This is a genomic window from Escherichia sp. WS3063 (assembly GCF_046486595.1).
GTDB classification, from domain to species: Bacteria; Pseudomonadota; Gammaproteobacteria; order Enterobacterales; family Enterobacteriaceae; genus Escherichia; species Escherichia coli.
The window spans coordinates 87,786-106,538 of sequence record NZ_JBJQKY010000017.1 but is presented as its reverse complement, the minus strand read 5'-3'; the positions used below and the strand labels follow the sequence as shown (position 1 = coordinate 106,538).

Genomic DNA, 18,753 nt, shown 5'->3' with positions numbered 1-18,753 from the left:
TGACCCGGCGGCGTGTTTGCCGTTGTTCCGTGTCAGTGGTGGCGCATTATAGGGAGTTATTCCGGCCTGACAAGAGGAAATTTAAAATAATTTTCTGACCGCGCATTTTTTATTCTTTATGCTTATTTCAGCGTCGGTTTGTCGGTTAAATGGGCGATTTCTCGGGCGAAATTCGCTACCTGCTCCCAATCGGTATAGACAACTTCTTTGCGCGTATCCGTTTCACCGCCTGACATCTTCATAATCAGTTTTATCATAAAGCGGTCGTACCAGCGGTAACGTGGATAACGCAGCGCCCCGGCAATAACCGCGCAGCGATCGGGACGCCATTGTGAACTCATCAGAAACTTCCGCGCGTAGCTGTTGGTCTGTGGAGTACGCTTCTCCGGTTTACGCGCCACAAGGTTTACGGAGTAAAAGGCGCTCGGCATCGAATTCAGCCGCGTCGCATGCTTTTTGACAAATTCCTGGAACGCAGAGTGGTAGTGACCATAGCGAATAGAAGCACCAATGACCACACGGTCGTAGTTTTCCCACTGTGGTTCTTCAATGCGGTGCACATTGGCGACATCCGCCTGGATCCCCAGTTCTTTCAGTTCCGAAGCCAGGTAGGAGGCAATCTCGCGCGTTTGTCCGTCCCTTGTTGAGAAAAGAATTAATGTTTTCACGTATTACTCCATCATTCACGCCAGAAAGTCGGGGTAAAGAGCACCAGCAATGTAAAGACCTCGAGACGACCAAACAGCATGTTGGCAATCAGGATCCATTTAGCCACCGGGTTCATACTGGTAAAGTTATCAGCAACCACGCCAAGCCCTGGCCCCAGGTTATTCAATGTCGCAACAACCGAGGCAAAAGCAGAAAAGTCATCCACGCCCGTGGCGATAATCGCCAGCATACTGACAATAAACACCAATGCATAGGCGGAGAAAAATCCCCAAACGGCTTCGAGGATACGTTCCGGCAGTGCGCGATTCCCCAGCTTAATGCTATAGACGGCGTTCGGATGCACCAGTCGTTTCAGCTCACGGTTCCCCTGCTTAAACAGCAGCAGGATGCGGATCACTTTCAGGCCACCGCCCGTTGACCCGGCGCAACCGCCGATAAAAGCTGAACATAAAAGCAGTACCGGCAAAAAGAGCGGCCAGCGGGCAATGCTGTCAGTTGTAAACCCGGCGGTTGTCGCCATCGACACCACCTGGAAAAACGCCTGGTTAATTGTCATCAGCGCCGAACTGTAGACATTATGAAACCACAGTACGAGTGTACAAATAACCACCAGTGAAAACTGTACGCCGATAAACATGCGAAATTCCGGATCGCGCCAATAAACCTTCAGACTACGCCCACTTAACAGTGAAAAGTGCAGACCGTAGTTACAGCCAGAGATCAGCAGGAAGATAGCAATGATAGTGTTAATAGTCGGGCTGTCGAAATAACCGATACTGGCATCATGTGTCGAGAAGCCGCCAATAGCGATAGTCGCAAAGCTATGGCCGATGGCATCAAAGGCATCCATTCCAGCAAACCACAACGCCAGCGCACAGGCGACGGTCAGCAAGACATAAATCAACCACAGGGTTTTCGCCGTTTCCGCAATTCGCGGGCGCATTTTGTTATCTTTCAGCGGGCCGGGCATTTCTGCGCGATAGAGCTGCATCCCACCCACGCCGAGGATAGGCAGTATCGCAACCGCCAGCACGATGATCCCCATACCGCCAAACCATTGCAGCATCTGGCGATAAAAGAGGATGGCATGAGGGAGCGAATCCAGCCCCACCAGCGTAGTGGCCCCCGTGGTGGTCAGGCCAGAGAAAGACTCAAAAAACGCATCGGTAATCGTGAGGTTCGGGCTTTCCGAGAAGATAAAAGGGAGCGCACCGACGCTACCCAGCACGGTCCAGAACAGCACCACTATCAGAAACCCCTCACGGGATTTCAGTTCGCCCTTCTCTTTGCGGTTCGGCCACCACAGCATAGAGCCAATGGCGAGGGCGACAAAAAAGGTCTGGGTAAAAGCGCGGCCCGCTCCATCCCGGTAGATGAGTGCTACCAGCCCAGGGATAATCATGGTCCCTGAAAATAAGATGACCAGTAGTCCAACGATTCGGGTAATGGCGCGAAAATGCATCTCTGCCGCTTCCTTAGTTCTGCAAAACGAAGTGGGGATTATTCTTCAATCGCTAACAATTGCAATGAACCACGGCTAAAATCCGCCAGCTTTGCGGAAAATTCAGCCACTTTCGCCGCCGGAAGCGCCACCCGCAGCAGAACGAATGCCTGATAATCACTGTTGATAATTTTGCCGTCACACTGCCCCAGCAACGCTTCAATGCCGGTTAACTGACTATATTCACATTGCAAAGTATATTCGGTTAATGGCGTCTTGCGTTGGGTCGTTAGCTGGCGCAGCGCCTGATTCACGCCGCCGCCATACGCTTTCACTAACCCACCGGTACCAAGCAATATGCCGCCGTAGTAGCGCACCACCACAGCGGTAATTTCCCCGACGCCGCTGCCCATTAGTTGGGCGAGCATCGGTTTACCGGCCGTTCCCGCCGGTTCCCCGTCGTCAGAGAAACCGAGCTGTTGAGAATCATCCGGCGCACCCGCCACCCACGCCACGCAATGGTGGCGGGCATCGGGGTGTTCTGCCCGTACCGATTCAACAAACGCTTTCGCCGCCTCAACGCCATCGGTATGCGCTAACATCGTTATGAAGCGGCTCTTTTTGATCTCTTCAACGACCGTGACCGGTGCCGCAGGAATTAACCAGCTTTCCATCACGCCAGTTTCAGATCCCGGGTCATGTTTTCCACGTTGTTTTCGTGGATCACCACGTTGTCTTCGATACGAATGCCGCCGAACGGTTTCAGTGCTTCAATTTTCTGCCAGTTGAAGTGTTTGCTGAACTGCCCGTCACGCCACGGTGCCAGCAGCGATTCGATGAAGTAGATACCCGGTTCGATGGTTAACACCATGCCCGGCTGGAGAATACGGGTGCAGCGCAGGTACGGATATTTTGCCGGTGCCGCGAGGTGCGTACCGCTATCATCTTGCATAAAGCCAGCTACGTCATGCACCTGCAGGCCCAGCGGATGACCGATACCGTGCGGCATAAACGGTCCGGTGAGATCGTTTTCGACCATCGCTTCTTCACTCATATCGGTGATGATTTGATGTTTACGCAGCAGTTTGGCGATGCGCTGATGGAACTGGATGTGATAATCCACATAGCTGACGCCTGCTTTCATGGTGGCGATCAGCGCCAGTTGTTCATCATTTACGTCTTTCACCAGCTGTGCGTAGTCGTTGTCGCTTTTTGCCGACCAGGTACGGGTCAGGTCAGCCGCATAGCCGTTATATTCGGCCCCGGCATCCAGCAGGAAGCTGCGCATCTCTTCCGGTGCCTGGTGGTCCAGTTTGGTGTAATGCAACACCGCAGCGTGTTCGTTAAGCGCCACAATGTTGCTGTAAGGTACGTCGGTATCACGATGACCGGTCGCGGTCAGATAGGCAATGTTGATATCGAACTCGCTCATGCCAGAACGGAACGCTTCTTCTGCCGCGCGATGACCGTTGACCGCCATTTTCTGCGCTTCGCGCATACAGGCCAGTTCGTACTCGGTTTTGAAGGAGCGGTAGTAATGCAGGTAGTCGATCACCCCTTTCGGGTTGATGTTGCTGGCCTCAATACCCAGTTGCAGCGCACGTTCCGGCACCGGACCGATATAACCGATATTGCCGCGCGCAGCAGGCAGCAGGCTACCAATGCCATCGGCTTTCAGCAGCGCGATCACTTCCACATCTTCAGTCCAGAAGGAGTTCGGCAGCGGTTCGACGTTGTGCCAGTAATCAACCGGCAGATAAAACCACAGTTTCGGCTTGTTCACGCCATCCACCAGCAGCCAGCAGTTTGGCACCTGAGTTACCGGCACCCACGCTTTGAATTGCGGGTTCACTTTAAACGGATAGGGATGATCGTCGAGAAAAACGTTGAACAGTTCGCCGGAGTGAATAAGTAACGCATCCAGCTTGAAGCGCGCCAGCGCATCGCGAGTCCGTTCTTGTAAGGTAGCTATATGATTTTTATAGAGTGAGGCCAGTGATTCCATTTTTTACCCTTCTGTTTTTTTGACCTTAAGTCTCCGCATCTTAGCACATCGTTCATCCAGAGCGTGATTTCTGCCGAGCGTGATCAGATCGGCATTTCTTTAATCTTTTGTTTGCATATTTTTAACACAAAATACACACTTCGATTCATCTGGTACGACCAGATCACCTTGCGGATTCAGGAGACTGACATGCTTTACAAAGGCGACACCCTGTACCTTGACTGGCTGGAAGATGGCATTGCCGAACTGGTATTTGATGCCCCAGGTTCAGTTAATAAACTTGACACTGCCACCGTCGCCAGCCTCGGCGAGGCCATCGGCGTGCTGGAACAGCAATCAGATCTAAAAGGGCTGCTGCTGCGTTCGAACAAAGCAGCCTTTATCGTCGGTGCTGATATCACCGAATTTTTGTCCCTGTTCCTCGTTCCTGAAGAACAGTTAAGTCAGTGGCTACACTTTGCCAATAGCGTGTTTAATCGCCTGGAGGATCTGCCGGTGCCGACCATTGCTGCTGTCAACGGCTATGCGCTGGGCGGTGGCTGCGAATGCGTGCTGGCGACCGATTATCGTCTGGCGACGCCGGATCTGCGCATCGGTCTGCCGGAAACTAAACTGGGCATCATGCCGGGCTTTGGCGGTTCTGTACGTATGCCACGTATGCTGGGCGCTGACAGTGCGCTGGAAATCATTGCCGCCGGTAAAGATGTCGGCGCGGATCAGGCGCTGAAAATCGGTCTGGTGGATGGTGTAGTCAAAGCAGAAAAACTGATTGAAGGGGCGATGGCGATTTTACGCCAGGCCATTAACGGCGACCTCGACTGGAAAGCGAAACGTCAGCCGAAGCTGGAACCGCTAAAACTGAGCAAGATTGAAGCCACCATGAGCTTCACCATCGCTAAAGGGATGGTCGCACAAACGGCGGGGAAACATTATCCGGCCCCCATCACCGCAGTAAAAACCATTGAAGCTGCGGCCCGTTTTGGTCGTGAAGAAGCCCTAAACCTGGAAAACAAAAGTTTTGTCCCGCTGGCGCATACCAACGAAGCTCGCGCACTGGTCGGCATTTTCCTTAACGATCAATATGTAAAAGGCAAAGCGAAGAAACTCACCAAAGACGTTGAAACCCCGAAACAGGCCGCTGTGCTGGGCGCAGGCATTATGGGTGGCGGCATCGCTTACCAGTCTGCGTGGAAAGGCGTACCGGTTGTCATGAAAGATATCAACGACAAGTCGTTAACCCTCGGCATGACCGAAGCCGCGAAACTGCTGAACAAGCAGCTTGAGCGCGGCAAGATCGATGGTCTGAAACTGGCTGGCGTGATCTCCACGATCCACCCAACGCTCGATTACTCTGGTTTTGACCGCGTGGATGTTGTGGTAGAAGCGGTTGTCGAAAACCCGAAAGTGAAAAAAGCCGTGCTGGCAGAAACCGAGCAGAAAGTACGCCCGGATACCGTACTGGCGTCTAACACTTCAACCATTCCTATCAGCGAACTGGCCAACGCGCTGGAACGTCCGGAAAACTTCTGCGGGATGCACTTCTTTAACCCGGTCCACCGAATGCCGTTGGTGGAAATTATTCGCGGCGAGAAAAGCTCCGACGAAACCATCGCGAAAGTTGTCGCCTGGGCGAGCAAGATGGGCAAGACGCCGATTGTGGTTAACGACTGCCCCGGCTTCTTTGTTAACCGCGTGCTGTTCCCCTATTTCGCCGGTTTCAGCCAGCTGCTGCGCGACGGCGCGGATTTCCGCAAGATCGACAAAGTGATGGAAAAACAGTTTGGCTGGCCTATGGGTCCGGCATATCTGCTGGACGTTGTGGGCATTGACACCGCGCATCATGCCCAGGCTGTCATGGCAGCAGGCTTCCCGCAGCGAATGCAGAAAGATTATCGCGATGCCATCGACGCGCTGTTTGATGCCAACCGCTTTGGTCAGAAGAACGGCCTCGGTTTCTGGCGTTATAAAGAAGACAGCAAAGGTAAGCCGAAGAAAGAAGAAGACGCCGTCGTTGACGACCTGCTGGCAGAAGTGAGCCAGCCGAAGCGCGATTTCAGCGAAGAAGAGATTATCGCCCGCATGATGATCCCGATGGTCAACGAAGTGGTGCGCTGTCTGGAAGAAGGCATTATCGCCACTCCGGCAGAAGCGGATATGGCGCTGGTCTATGGCCTGGGCTTCCCTCCATTCCACGGCGGCGCGTTCCGCTGGCTGGACACCCTCGGTAGCGCAAAATACCTCGATATGGCACAACAATATCAGCACCTCGGCCCGCTGTATGAAGTGCCGGAAGGTCTGCGTAATAAAGCGCGTCATAACGAACCGTACTATCCCCCGGTTGAGCCAGCCCGTCCGGTTGGCGACCTGAAAACGGCTTAAGGAGTCACAATGGAACAGGTTGTCATTGTCGATGCAATTCGCACCCCGATGGGCCGTTCGAAGGGCGGTGCTTTTCGTCACGTGCGTGCAGAAGATCTCTCCGCTCATTTAATGCGTAGCCTGCTGGCGCGTAACCCGGCGCTGGAAGCGGCTGCCCTCGACGATATTTACTGGGGCTGTGTACAGCAGACGCTGGAGCAAGGTTTTAATATCGCCCGTAACGCGGCGCTGTTGGCAGAAGTACCACACTCTGTCCCGGCGGTGACCGTCAATCGCTTGTGTGGTTCATCCATGCAAGCATTACATGACGCAGCACGAATGATCATGACCGGCGATGCGCAGGCATGTCTGGTTGGCGGCGTGGAGCATATGGGCCATGTGCCGATGAGTCACGGCGTCGATTTTCACCCCGGCCTGAGCCGCAATGTCGCCAAAGCGGCGGGCATGATGGGCTTAACGGCAGAAATGCTGGCGCGTATGCACGGTATCAGCCGTGAAATGCAGGATGCCTTTGCCGCGCGGTCACACGCCCGCGCCTGGGCTGCCACGCAGTCGGGTGCATTTAAAAATGAAATTATCCCGACCGGTGGTCACGATGCCGACGGCGTCCTGAAGCAGTTTAATTACGACGAAGTGATTCGCCCGGAAACCACCGTGGAAGCCCTCGCCACGCTGCGTCCGGCGTTTGATCCAGTAAGCGGTACGGTAACGGCGGGTACATCTTCTGCGCTTTCCGATGGCGCAGCTGCCATGCTGGTGATGAGTGAAAGCCGCGCCCATGAATTAGGTCTTAAGCCGCGCGCCCGTGTGCGTTCGATGGCGGTCGTTGGTTGTGATCCGTCGATTATGGGTTACGGTCCGGTTCCGGCCTCGAAGCTGGCGCTGAAAAAAGCGGGGCTTTCTGCCAGTGATATCGGCGTGTTTGAGATGAACGAAGCCTTTGCCGCGCAGATCCTGCCATGTATTAAAGATCTGGGACTGATTGAGCAGATTGACGAGAAGATCAACCTCAACGGTGGCGCGATCGCGCTGGGTCATCCGCTGGGTTGTTCCGGTGCGCGTATCAGCACCACGCTGCTGAATCTGATGGAGCGCAAAGATGCCCAGTTTGGTCTGGCGACGATGTGTATCGGTCTGGGTCAGGGTATTGCGACGGTGTTTGAGCGGATTTAACCACTTGCCGGATGCGGCGTGAACGCCTTATCCGGTCTACCGATCCTGCACCCATGTGGGTCTGATAAGAAGCGCCAGCGTCGCATCAGGCATCGTGCACCGATTGCCGGATGCGACATAGATCTAAATGCCACTGTATAAAGTTTTAGTTGCCGTTCTTCCCGCCTGTCAGGGGCGGGTTTTTTATATCTCAGATAAATGCAAACGCATCGCCAAACAGGCGATCTTCCCGCGCATTACGCTCGCTGCAAAACAGGTCACGGGCAATTTTCGCCATCTCAAAACGTCCGGCAATATAGATATCATGCTCTGCCAGCGTACCATGATCCTGCAATACCGCCGTTAACACGGTGCCAGTACGCCCACGCCAGCCCGCTTCCGGTTGTTCAACCACCGGCACCACTTGTAGACCAGGATGCTTCAACGAAAGCGCCTCAAGCTCGCAGAGATCATACAGATGCTGCTCTTCACGCCCACCCCAGTAAATGGTGATATCACGGTTTGGGTTACGCGCCAACGCTGTCAGCAAAATCGAGCGGGCATAAGAGAACCCGGTGCCGCCCGCAATCAAAATCATCGGACGCTCTTCATCATCGCGCAGCCATGCCTCACCGTGCGGAATATCGACCACGATTTGATGATCTTTAAGAATGCGGTCCATGACTGCTTTCGCGTAAAGGTTGATTTCAGAAGCGCCAATATGCAGCTCGATGAAACCTTTTTCATCCGGCGTCGAAGCCATTGAGAACGGACGTTTGTCACGCTCATCCATCACTACCATCAAATACTGACCAGCACGAAAAGAAAAGGCCGCGTCTGGTACGATTCGGACACGGTATACGGTATCCGTGATAGCTTCTACCGAGGTCACTTTACAGCTTAAGGTTGTCATGCGCTTTCTCTGTCGGATCGATAAATAGGGCAAAACAAACGCGCATCAGGCGCTTTTACCGTTGTTAAAAATAGCCAGTTCATCCCAAATGGCGTCAATATGCGCGACAACATCTGGATCTTTTTTGATGGGACGTCCCCATTCACGCTGGGTTTCCCCCGGCCATTTATTCGTGGCATCCAGCCCCATTTTTGAACCCAGCCCGGAGACAGGCGAGGCAAAATCCAGATAATCAATAGGCGTATTTTCGACCAACACCGTGTCCCGCGCCGGGTCCATACGGGTGGTAATCGCCCAAATCACATCGTTCCAGTCGCGTGCGTTGACGTCATCATCGCAAACGATCACAAATTTAGTGTACATAAACTGGCGTAAGAACGACCAGACGCCCATCATGACGCGCTTCGCGTGTCCGGCGTACTGTTTTTTGATCGTCACTACCGCCAGACGATAAGAACAGCCTTCAGGCGGCAGGTAAAAATCGACAATTTCCGGGAACTGTTTTTGCAGAATCGGCACAAACACTTCGTTCAACGCCACGCCCAGCACCGCAGGTTCATCCGGCGGACGCCCGGTATAGGTGGAATGATAAATCGCATCTTCACGCTGGGTAATATGCGTCACGGTAAATACCGGGAAACTATCGACTTCGTTATAGTAACCGGTGTGGTCGCCATACGGCCCTTCCGGCGCAGTTTCGCCTTGTTCGATATACCCTTCCAGCACAATCTCCGCACTGGCGGGCACTTCCAGGTCATTGGAGATACACTTCACCACTTCGGTCTTGGTGCCGCGCAGCAATCCGGCAAACGCATACTCTGAAAGCGTATCCGGAACGGGGGTGACTGCGCCGAGAATCGTGGCGGGATCGGCACCCAGCGCCACAGAAACCGGGAAACGTTCGCCCGGATGCGCCGCACACCACTCCTGATAATCCAGCGCGCCACCGCGATGCGACAGCCAGCGCATAATCAGTTTGTTTTTACCAATCAGCTGCTGGCGATAAATGCCCAGATTCTGCCGCTCTTTATGCGGACCGCGCGTTACGGTCAGCCCCCAGGTAATCAGCGGCGCGGCATCTTCCGGCCAACAGGTCATAATGGGAATGCGATTGAGATCGACGTCATCGCCAGAGACGATTTTTTGTTGGCAGGGCGCACCACGCAGTCGCTTTGTCGGCATGTTCAATACTTGCTTAAACTGCGGCAGTTTATCAAACAGGTCGCGGAAACCTTTTGGCGGCTCCGGCTCTTTCAGAAACGCCAATAATTTACCAACTTCACGCAGCGCCGAAACATCTTCCTGCCCCATACCCATCGCCACGCGCTTTGGCGTACCGAACAGGTTGCACAGCACCGGCATTGAGTAGCCTTTAGGGTTTTCGAACAACAGCGCAGGCCCACCGGCACGCAAAGTACGGTCAGCAATTTCAGTGATTTCCAGATGCGGATCCACCGGGAGCGTGATACGTTTAAGCTCACCCTGCTGCTCAAGCAGCGTCAAGAAGTCGCGTAAATCGTTATATTTCATGGCGTCCATTGTAGCCTCTTAATCTGCGCCCATTATACGGCGTTCATCTTTGCGATGCTGTAAATTTGTTAAATTAGCGTGAACTCTGACGGTATAACGCAAACCGGGGAATATAATTAACTTAGCGTAAAGCTTTTGCTATCCTTGCGCCCCGATTAAACGGATAAGAGTCATTATGCAATCCTGGTATTTACTGTACTGCAAGCGCGGGCAACTTCAACGTGCCCAGGAACACCTCGAAAGACAGGCTGTGAATTGCCTGGCACCGATGATCACCCTGGAAAAAATCGTGCGTGGCAAACGTACTGCAGTCAGTGAGCCATTGTTCCCCAACTACTTGTTTGTGGAGTTCGATCCGGAAGTGATTCATACCACGACTATCAACGCGACCCGCGGTGTCAGCCACTTCGTGCGCTTTGGCGCGTCGCCAGCGATAGTCCCATCGGCGGTGATTCATCAGCTATCGGTATATAAACCGAAAGACATTGTCGATCCGGCAACCCCTTATCCGGGTGATAAGGTGATTATTACCGAAGGCACGTTCGAAGGTTTTCAGGCCATTTTCACCGAACCCGACGGCGAGGCTCGCTCCATGCTGTTACTTAATCTTATCAATAAAGAGATTAAGCACAGTGTGAAGAACACCGAGTTCCGCAAACTCTAAAACGCAATCCCAAACAGTGTTTTAACATTGGCATCCGTGGTGGCAGCCAGCCATGCGGCATCTTCTCCACGCCAGTGCGCAATACGTTGCAAAATATGGGGCAGATGGGCTGGCTCGTTGCGCCGGGATGATGGTTTCGGCGTGAGATCGCGCGGGAGCAGATACGGCGCATCAGTTTCGATCAGCAATTTCTCCGCCGGAATCAACGGCAACAGTTCCCGCAGCTCCAGTCCGCGTCGTTCATCGCAAACCCAACCGGTAATGCCGATATAAATTCCACGCGCCACGCACGCCTGCATCTCTTCGCGTGTGCCGGTAAAGCAATGAAGAACCGCACCAGGCAGTTTATCCAGCCACGGCTCCAGCAATGTCATAAACCGCTCGTGGGCATCGCGACAGTGCATAAAAACCGGCATGTTTAATTCTGCGGCAATGCGTAGCTGGGCAACAAAAGCGCGTTCCTGCTCTTCCGGCGTCGAAAAGTTGCGGTTAAAGTCGAGGCCACATTCACCAATCGCCACCACTTCTGGCTGCGCGGCCAGCTCAATAATCGCTTCTTCAGTCGCAGCTTGCCACTGGCTGCTGTCGTGAGGATGTACGCCCGCCGTTGACCAACAGGACGAATACTGACGCGCCAGCTTTTGCGCATGCTGGCTTTCACGCAGGTTAGTGCCGGTGATGAGTAGCCCATTAACTCCCGCGTCAAAAGCGCGCGCTACAACATCATCACGGTCTTTCGCAAATTGCGAACTGGTCAAATTAACGCCGATATCAAACATCCTGTACTCCATATGACAACCGCCCTGACGGGCGGTTGAATTTATTCTTCAGTTTTTTCGCTTTCTGCTTCAGCGTCGTTTTCCTCTTCCCGGTTTCGACCCTTACCAACGTAAAAGCGAGAGAAGAAGACACCGATTTCAAACAGGCAGTACATCGGGATCGCCAGCAGCGTTTGCGAGAAGACATCCGGCGGCGTCAGCAACATCCCGACAACGAATGCACCAACCAGCACATACGGGCGTTTTTTGCGTAAGTCTTCTGGCGAGGTAATCCCCATCCAGCACAGCAGCACAATTGCCACAGGCACTTCAAAGGAGACACCAAACGCCATAAACAGCGCCATAACGAAGCTTAAATAGCTGGCGATGTCGGTGGATACCTGTACCCCTTCCGGCGCGGTATTGGCAAGGAAGCCAAATGCCAGCGGAAAGACCACAAAGTAGGCGAACGCCATGCCGATATAAAACAACAGAGAGCTGGAAACCAGCAGCGGCACCACCAGGCGACGTTCATGCTTATACAGCGCTGGGGCGATAAACGCCCACACCTGATAGAGAATCACCGGCGCTGACAGAATCAGCGACACCATAAAGGTCAGCTTGATCGGCGTAAAGAACGGCGAGGCCACGTCGGTGGCGATCATCGTTGAACCTTGCGGCAACTGCTTGATCAATGGCGCGGATACCAGGTGATAGATGTCATTGGCGAAATAGACCAGACACAGGAATATCACGATCACCGCGATAATGCAGTTCAGCAGACGCTTACGCAGCTCAATCAGATGCGTGATAAGCGGTTGAGTATCTTCTACAGACATGTTTACGGTTTATCACTCGACGAAGGGGAAGGTGCAGCGGTTTTCGGTTCAGCGTCCGCAGCAGGTTTTACCACCGGCTCTGGCGTGGTTTCTGGCTTCTGTTCCGGCGAACTGGCCTGCGTTTGTGCAGCGGCAGGCGTTACGCCTTCATGCGCAGCTTCATTGTCTTTCACCACCGGGTTATGGATGGTGTGCGCTTCATCGCTCGCCTTTTCAGGATCGTTTGCAACGTAGGAACGCTTCATCGACTCCGCGGCCTGGCGTAATTCATCCATCGACGCTTTCAGTTCGGGTGTCAGGTTAGTGAGGCTCGCCTTTTCAACCTTTTTCAGACTGTCCTGAAACTCCTGGAGTTTTAACTCCTGGGTCAGTTCGTTCTGCACCGTTGTCGCCAGTGAACGCAACGCGCGAATCCAGCCCGCGACCGTTTTTACCGCCACAGGCAGTCGTTGCGGCCCCAGAACGACGAGGCCGATGATGAATACCAATAGCAGTTCGCTAAAACCGATATCAAACACGGATTACACCTGCTCTTTATCGTGGCGCTTCGCGTCTTCTGTTTTAGCCTGTTCCTGATTCGTATCCGCCTGCTTATCGGCGATAGTTTTCGCAGTAAAATCAGCATCCTGACTGGTTTTATCCTGCTTTGGTTCATCATCGCTCATTGCTTTTTTAAAGCCTTTGATCGACGCACCAAGATCGGAACCGATGGAGCCGAGCTTTTTGGTGCCAAAAAGCAGTACAACGATGACGGCAATAATCAATAACTGCCAAATACTGATACCACCCATACATGTTCCTCTGTGGTAGATGATGATTAAACAAGGCCGCATTATACGTTACACAGCCCGCCTTGAGCGATGAAAAAATCAGCGTGTTTTGCGCCAACCGACAAACCAGGCGATCAGACCACCTGCCATTAACCAGACGGGCATCAGCCCCCATTCAGGTCGGCTGACCAACAAGAATGTGCCACTTAATACTAACGTAGCGCCAATTCCGAGAAAATAACGCGATTGTCCCTGACGTACATGATTTGACTGAAGCTCGCGGGCAATCTTATCAACACTGTGCTGTAAATACTTGCCCTGGCGCAAACTGTCGTAAACCAGTTCAGGCAGTTCTGGCATTTTTTCGACCCAGAACGGCGCTTTTTCTTTAAATGCTCTCACCAGCGCAGGAATACCGATCTGATCTTTAATCCACGACTCCAGGAAAGGCTTCGCCGTTTTCCATAAATCGAGTTGCGGATAAAGCTGGCGTCCTACCCCTTCGACGTAGAGCAGGGTTTTCTGGAGTAACACCAGTTGCGGCTGCACTTCCATATTGAAGCGACGCGCCGTATTAAACAGATTTAACAGTACATGTCCAAACGAAATTTCGGCCAGCGGTTTCTCAAAGATAGGTTCACAGACCGTACGAATGGCAAATTCGAACTCTTCAACGTTGGTATCTGGCGGCACCCAGCCAGAATCGACGTGTAGCTCTGCCACTTTGCGATAGTCGCGATTAAAGAAGGCGATAAAGTTTTCTGCCAGATAGCGTTTATCTTCTTTGTTTAGCGAGCCAACAATCCCGCAATCAATGCCGATATATTTCGGGTTTTCCGGGTGTTCATAGCTTACGAAGATGTTGCCAGGGTGCATATCGGCATGGAAAAAGCTGTCGCGAAAGACCTGAGTGAAGAACACCTGCACGCCGCGTTCCGCCAGCAATTTCATGTTAGTGCCGTTTTTCTCCAGCGCCGCAACATCAGACACCGGAATGCCGTAAATGCGCTCCATCACCATCATCCCTTCACTACAATAGTCAGGGTAAACTTCCGGGATGTAGAGCATCGGGCTGTCTTCAAAATTGCGCCGAAGCTGAATGGCGTTGGCAGATTCCCGCAGCAAATTCAGTTCATCAATCAAGGTCTTTTCGTACTCGCGCACCACTTCGGTTGGGCGCAGACGGCGACCATCCGGCAGCAAACGCGGCACCCAGCGAGCCAGCCGGTAGATAAGTTTCAGATCCGCTTTAATAACCGGCAAAATATCCGGGCGGATGACTTTAATCACCACCTCTTTACCATTCGATTTCAATCGCGCGGTATGAACCTGGGCGATAGAAGCAGAAGCCAGCGGCTTGATTTCAAAATCGTCAAACCACGCTTCTACCGGCAAGCCGCCCATTGCAGCTTCAATCTGCTGCTTCGCCAGCTTGCCATCAAACGGAGCGACTTTGTCCTGCAATAACGCCAGCTGATCGGCAATATGCGGCGGAAAAAGATCGCGGCGGGTTGATAACATCTGCCCGAACTTGATCCATACCGGTCCCAGTTCTTGCAGGGCCAGTCGTAGTCGCTCACCTAAAGGTTTGTCTTTATGCCGATTTGGCATCCAGAATAATGAGTATCGCCATAACCGTAGCGGCAGGGTGATACGCATTTTGGGGATCAGTTCATCAAGTCCGTAGCTTAAAAAAGTGCGAATGATGAAATATAGGCGCCGTACTTCACCTGGCGTCATTTAGCCTCCAGTTTTTCCAGCCGTTTGGTCAGGGCATCAACAGCACGCTCGACGGCAGCCGTCTCTTCCGCAAACCAGGCCACTTCAAGCGGACCGGGTGCCATACGCCACTCTTCAGTAATGGCTTCTGCCACATAACGTTGCTGGCGCTTAATGCCGTGATGCAGGAACTTTGCGCCTCCGCGCATGGCTTTGCTGATACCTTCAGCGGCGATATCACCGGTATAAGGGGCCAGCAGTTCCGCAGGGTCGAACTCTGCCAGATCTGCCAGCGCAACGAAGTTTTGCACCACCTGAATATCGCCCTGTACTTCCAGCTCACCGCTACGAATCAGGGCGGCAAGCTGCTGGCGATCGCGAAGTTTCGGCAACACACTGGCGTAAGCGATAACGGTGCAGTCAGCATCGCCTGCCCATTCGCCCAGTACATCAACCTGGCGTTCGCTGAACACCAGAATCAATGACGTCGAAAAGCCTTTTACCTCCACGCGCAGCACTTTGCCCAACAGACGCGAGCGGGCCGTTTTCAGCGCGGGTGAGCGATACAGGAAGGTGTTGAGCAGACTTTCAATTCCTGCCGTCACTAAAGGTTTAAAAGGCATTTCCGGTCTCCTGTCAGAACTTATAACCACGATGCAACGCCACAACCCCTGCCGTCAGATTGTAGTAGTCGACACTTTCGAATCCGGCATCCTGCATCATGGCTTTCAGGGTATCCTGATCGGGATGCATACGGATGGATTCTGCCAGATAACGGTAGCTGTCGGCGTCGTTCGCGACCAGTGAGCCAATACGCGGCAGCACATGGAAGGAGTATGCATCATAGGCTTTGCTCAGCGGCTCGATAATTGGCTTCGAGAACTCAAGCACCAGCAGGCGGCCGCCGGGTTTCAGCACGCGATACATTGAACGCAGTGCTTTATCTTTGTCGGTGACGTTACGCAGACCAAACGAAATGGTGATGCAATCAAAGGTGTTATCCGGGAACGGCAGCGCCTCAGCGTTCGCTTGAACATACTCAACGTTGCCAATCACACCGATATTACGCAGCTTCTCGCGGCCCATTTTGAGCATGGATTCATTGATATCAGCAAGGACCACTTTGCCAGTTTCTCCGACCAGGCGAGAGAATTTCGCTGTCAGGTCGCCGGTGCCACCAGCCAGATCCAGCACGGTCTGCCCACGGCGTACGCCGCTGCAATCAATCGTGAATCGCTTCCACAAACGATGAATACCGAATGACATCAAATCATTCATGACATCGTATTTTGATGCCACGGAATGGAAAACGTGGGCGACCATATCCGCTTTTTGTTCCTTCGCGACGGTCTGAAAACCAAAGTGCGTCGTTTCTTGTGACTTATCCACCATCTCAATGCCTGCTCATCAAAAAATTGTTCCAGAAGTGTAACAGATTGGGCGTCGATGCCCTAGATTTCTACCCGGCTTAACTACCCCCAATGGGCTAGCGCGACTGCTGATTATATTCATCATCGCGTTGATAAGCTTCATCATTCGGCTGCTCCGGAACCGACCGCAGTCGATACTCTTCATCCTGGCTCACCGCTTGTTCAGCCAAATCCGGATTAATCTCGCGTTTAATTTCTACCCCTAAACCGCGAAACGCTTCTGCCTGCGCCAGCACATTTCCGCGACCTGAAGAGAGTTTTTTCATTGCCTGGCGGTAGTTATCCTGCGCTTTGTCGAGACTTTGACCAATCGCTGACATGTCATCGACGAACAAACGCATCTTGTCGTACAGCTTGCTGGCACGATCGGCGATTTGCTGGGCGTTGCGGCTTTGATGCTCATAACGCCACAGGTTGGCGATAGTGCGCAGCGCCACCAGCAGCGTAGTCGGGCTAACCAGCATGATATTGTTTTTCAACGCTTCGGTGATCAGCTCCGGCTGGCGGTCAAGCGCCAGTAAAAAAGCGGGTTCAACGGGAATAAACATCAGAACGTAATCCAGGGTTCGCAGCCCCGGCAGCTGTTGATAATCTTTGCGTCCCAGCAAACGGATATGGTTACGCACCGACGCGATATGTTCCTGTAGCGCGCTTTCGCGGGTGTAGTCATCTTCGGCGTTGAAATAGCGTTCATAGGCGACCAGCGTCATTTTGGCGTCGATCACCACATCTTTTCCCTGCGGCAACCGCACGATGACATCCGGCTGCATCCGCGAGCGGGCGTCATTTTCGATGCTGACCTGGGTTTCATATTCATACCCTTCACGCAGACCGGAAGCCTCCAGCACCCGCGTCAATACTACCTCGCCCCAGTTGCCCTGGGTTTTATTGTCGCCTTTCAGCGCACGCGTCAGGTTGATCGCTTCCTGGGCCATCTGGGCGTTGAGTTGCTGGAGGTTGCGGATTTCGTGAGTCAGGGTATGACGTTCCTGGGCTTCTTTACCAAAGCTGTCCTGGACCTGACGGCGGAAACCGTCCAGTTGTTCACGCAACGGCGACAACAGGCTGTTCAGGCTCTGACGGTTTTGCTCATCAACCCGGCGATTGCTGTGCTCAAAAATACGGTTGGCGAGGTTTTCAAACTGCTCACTGAGGCGCTGCTCGCTGTTAATCATCTGGCGAATTTTATCGTCAGCATGTTGCTGTGCAGCTTCCATCCGCGTGGTCACTTCACGCAGATCGGCCTCCAGCGAGGTGTTAATACTTTGCAGGCTGCGCACTTCGTTATTGAGTAACTCGCACTCAGCGCGCCAGTGCTCGCTTTGGGTAATTTGTTGTTTTGCCGCGCTTAACTCCGCGACCATCTCTTCACGTTCAGCTAATTGCTCGGCTTTTTGCTGCGCATGTTGATAACTGGCAAACAGCCAGCCAATTGCCACACCCACCAACGCAATAACTGCGTAAACCATGATTGAGAAATCCACAACGCCTCCTGACGCAACAACTTACCCGCACAAAATAGAATTGTGCTGTACAAACGTCCAGTTTGAAAGAAGTTTCCTGCGAGGCGCTACGCAAAACGATCGTTAATTTTCATTATTTTATCCCACAATATGAGATGGAGTTTATATTGTGGGATATATCACCTTTTCCCCACGTCATTATGTGGAACACTTCAGCAATATCATCAGGAGAAACGTATGGCAGAAACCTCTTCAACCACCGCAGGCGCACAAACGTTATTACGTGGACTGGCGGTTCTTAATGCTGTTTATAACGGCTGCCATGACCTAAAAAGTATCGGCGAGTTCACCGGCACGACCCGGAGCACAACCCATCGTTTAGTCACCGTTCTGGTGGAACAACGCTACCTGCGCCATGTCCCAACGCAGGGCTACCAACTGGGTGCCAAACTGATCGAATTCGGTGCCAGAGCACTGGAAAGCACCTCGCTGTACGAAATTGCCCAGCCCGTTTTGCAACGCCTTGCCCGTTACACCCTGGACACCGTGCATCTGGGGATCGTTGAAGGCGACGAAGTGCTGTATCTGGAGAAGATCAACAGTCAGCGCGGGCTGGAAATGCGCTCACGCCCAGGCCATCGCATGCCACTGGCAATCACCGGCATCGGCAAGGCATTGATCCTCAACCGAACAGAAGAAGAGTGGCGCACGCTGTTTAAGACCTGTGGTGATGAAACAAAACTGGGCGCATTTATTCAGAACATGCGTCGTTATGCCGCCAGTGGTTTTGCTTTTGATCTGGAAGAGAACGAGCCGACTATCCGTTGCGTTGCAGCGCCGGTTTACAACGCCCGGGATGAAATTGTGGCGGCTATTTCTGTCGCCAGTACCACCACGTATATGTCGCTGGCGCGTCTGGAAGAACTGGCACCTTACGTCAAATCCTGTGCAGAAGAGATATCCGCTGAACTGGGCTGGGGTAAGCACGTCCGCAAAGATAAATAAACCATGATTAAAGGAA

At 53.0% G+C, this 18,753-nt stretch carries 18 protein-coding genes; 4 read left to right on the top strand and 14 right to left on the bottom strand.

The window, feature by feature from the left end:
- Positions 1-122 precede the first annotated feature (122 nt).
- Genes hemG through pepQ form a run of 4 tightly spaced genes read right to left on the bottom strand, consistent with a single transcriptional unit; the run spans position 123 to position 4,115 of the window.
- Positions 123-668 carry a menaquinone-dependent protoporphyrinogen IX dehydrogenase gene (hemG, locus tag ACJHYW_RS16780; RefSeq protein WP_000853963.1) on the bottom strand — a complete coding sequence of 182 codons (546 nt, stop codon included), beginning with the start codon at positions 666-668 and terminating at the stop codon, positions 123-125.
- Positions 669-679: 11 nt separating this feature from the next.
- Entirely contained in the window at positions 680-2,131 is a 1,452-nt protein-coding gene (gene trkH, locus ACJHYW_RS16775) for a Trk system potassium transporter TrkH (protein WP_000545665.1), read from the bottom strand.
- Between the two features lie 38 nt (positions 2,132-2,169).
- Positions 2,170-2,784, bottom strand: coding sequence for an IMPACT family protein (locus ACJHYW_RS16770; RefSeq protein ID WP_001296979.1), 615 nt, complete (start codon positions 2,782-2,784; stop codon positions 2,170-2,172).
- Positions 2,784-4,115 (bottom strand): Xaa-Pro dipeptidase, encoded by a 1,332-nt coding sequence (pepQ, locus tag ACJHYW_RS16765; protein WP_000444544.1) that lies wholly within the window; start codon positions 4,113-4,115, stop codon positions 2,784-2,786. Before pepQ ends, ACJHYW_RS16770 begins: the two co-directional genes overlap by 1 nt.
- A 189-nt stretch (positions 4,116-4,304) precedes the next feature.
- Between pepQ and fadB the strand changes: the two genes are divergently transcribed.
- Positions 4,305-6,494 carry a fatty acid oxidation complex subunit alpha FadB gene (fadB, locus tag ACJHYW_RS16760; protein WP_000965915.1) on the top strand — a complete coding sequence of 730 codons (2,190 nt, stop codon included), beginning with the start codon at positions 4,305-4,307 and terminating at the stop codon, positions 6,492-6,494.
- A 9-nt stretch (positions 6,495-6,503) separates the two neighbouring features.
- A complete protein-coding gene (gene fadA, locus ACJHYW_RS16755; RefSeq protein WP_000438699.1) occupies positions 6,504-7,667 on the top strand; it encodes an acetyl-CoA C-acyltransferase FadA in 1,164 nt (387 codons plus the stop codon).
- Positions 7,668-7,857: 190 nt separating this feature from the next.
- On the opposite strand, the gene fre is transcribed toward fadA, so the two are convergent.
- Positions 7,858-8,559 carry an NAD(P)H-flavin reductase gene (gene fre / locus ACJHYW_RS16750; RefSeq protein ID WP_000209826.1) on the bottom strand — a complete coding sequence of 234 codons (702 nt, stop codon included), beginning with the start codon at positions 8,557-8,559 and terminating at the stop codon, positions 7,858-7,860.
- 45 nt (positions 8,560-8,604) lie between these two features.
- Positions 8,605-10,098, bottom strand: a complete 1,494-nt coding sequence (gene ubiD, locus ACJHYW_RS16745) for a 4-hydroxy-3-polyprenylbenzoate decarboxylase (protein WP_000339804.1) — start codon at positions 10,096-10,098, stop codon at positions 8,605-8,607.
- Between the two features lie 166 nt (positions 10,099-10,264).
- Here ubiD and rfaH point away from each other — a divergent pair, with 166 nt between their 5' ends.
- Complete coding sequence (rfaH, locus tag ACJHYW_RS16740) at positions 10,265-10,753, top strand: transcription/translation regulatory transformer protein RfaH (RefSeq protein ID WP_001192399.1); 489 nt, start codon at positions 10,265-10,267, stop codon at positions 10,751-10,753.
- Here rfaH and tatD read toward each other — a convergent pair.
- The 8 genes from tatD to rmuC all read right to left on the bottom strand — a co-directional run bounded on the left by tatD (position 10,750) and on the right by rmuC (position 17,753).
- Positions 10,750-11,532, bottom strand: a complete 783-nt coding sequence (gene tatD / locus ACJHYW_RS16735; RefSeq protein ID WP_001361790.1) for a 3'-5' ssDNA/RNA exonuclease TatD — start codon at positions 11,530-11,532, stop codon at positions 10,750-10,752. The genes rfaH and tatD overlap by 4 nt on opposite strands.
- A 41-nt stretch (positions 11,533-11,573) precedes the next feature.
- Positions 11,574-12,350, bottom strand: coding sequence for a Sec-independent protein translocase subunit TatC (gene tatC, locus ACJHYW_RS16730; RefSeq protein ID WP_000109943.1), 777 nt, complete (start codon positions 12,348-12,350; stop codon positions 11,574-11,576).
- Positions 12,351-12,352: 2 nt separating this feature from the next.
- Entirely contained in the window at positions 12,353-12,868 is a 516-nt protein-coding gene (gene tatB, locus ACJHYW_RS16725) for a Sec-independent protein translocase protein TatB (protein ID WP_000459594.1), read from the bottom strand.
- A gap of 3 nt (positions 12,869-12,871) precedes the next feature.
- Positions 12,872-13,141, bottom strand: a complete 270-nt coding sequence (gene tatA, locus ACJHYW_RS16720) for a Sec-independent protein translocase subunit TatA (protein WP_001295260.1) — start codon at positions 13,139-13,141, stop codon at positions 12,872-12,874.
- Positions 13,142-13,219: 78 nt separating this feature from the next.
- A complete protein-coding gene (gene ubiB / locus ACJHYW_RS16715; RefSeq protein ID WP_000187542.1) occupies positions 13,220-14,860 on the bottom strand; it encodes a ubiquinone biosynthesis regulatory protein kinase UbiB in 1,641 nt (546 codons plus the stop codon).
- On the bottom strand, positions 14,857-15,462 hold the full coding sequence (ubiJ, locus tag ACJHYW_RS16710) for a ubiquinone biosynthesis protein UbiJ (protein ID WP_001309097.1): 606 nt from the start codon (positions 15,460-15,462) through the stop codon (positions 14,857-14,859). Before ubiJ ends, ubiB begins: the two co-directional genes overlap by 4 nt.
- A 13-nt stretch (positions 15,463-15,475) precedes the next feature.
- Complete coding sequence (gene ubiE / locus ACJHYW_RS16705; protein WP_000227958.1) at positions 15,476-16,231, bottom strand: bifunctional demethylmenaquinone methyltransferase/2-methoxy-6-polyprenyl-1,4-benzoquinol methylase UbiE; 756 nt, start codon at positions 16,229-16,231, stop codon at positions 15,476-15,478.
- Between the two features lie 94 nt (positions 16,232-16,325).
- On the bottom strand, positions 16,326-17,753 hold the full coding sequence (gene rmuC / locus ACJHYW_RS16700) for a DNA recombination protein RmuC (RefSeq protein WP_000347717.1): 1,428 nt from the start codon (positions 17,751-17,753) through the stop codon (positions 16,326-16,328).
- Positions 17,754-17,969: 216 nt separating this feature from the next.
- On the opposite strand from rmuC, the gene ACJHYW_RS16695 reads away from it, so the two are divergent.
- Entirely contained in the window at positions 17,970-18,737 is a 768-nt protein-coding gene (locus ACJHYW_RS16695; protein ID WP_000852398.1) for an IclR family transcriptional regulator, read from the top strand.
- Positions 18,738-18,753: the final 16 nt, after the last annotated feature.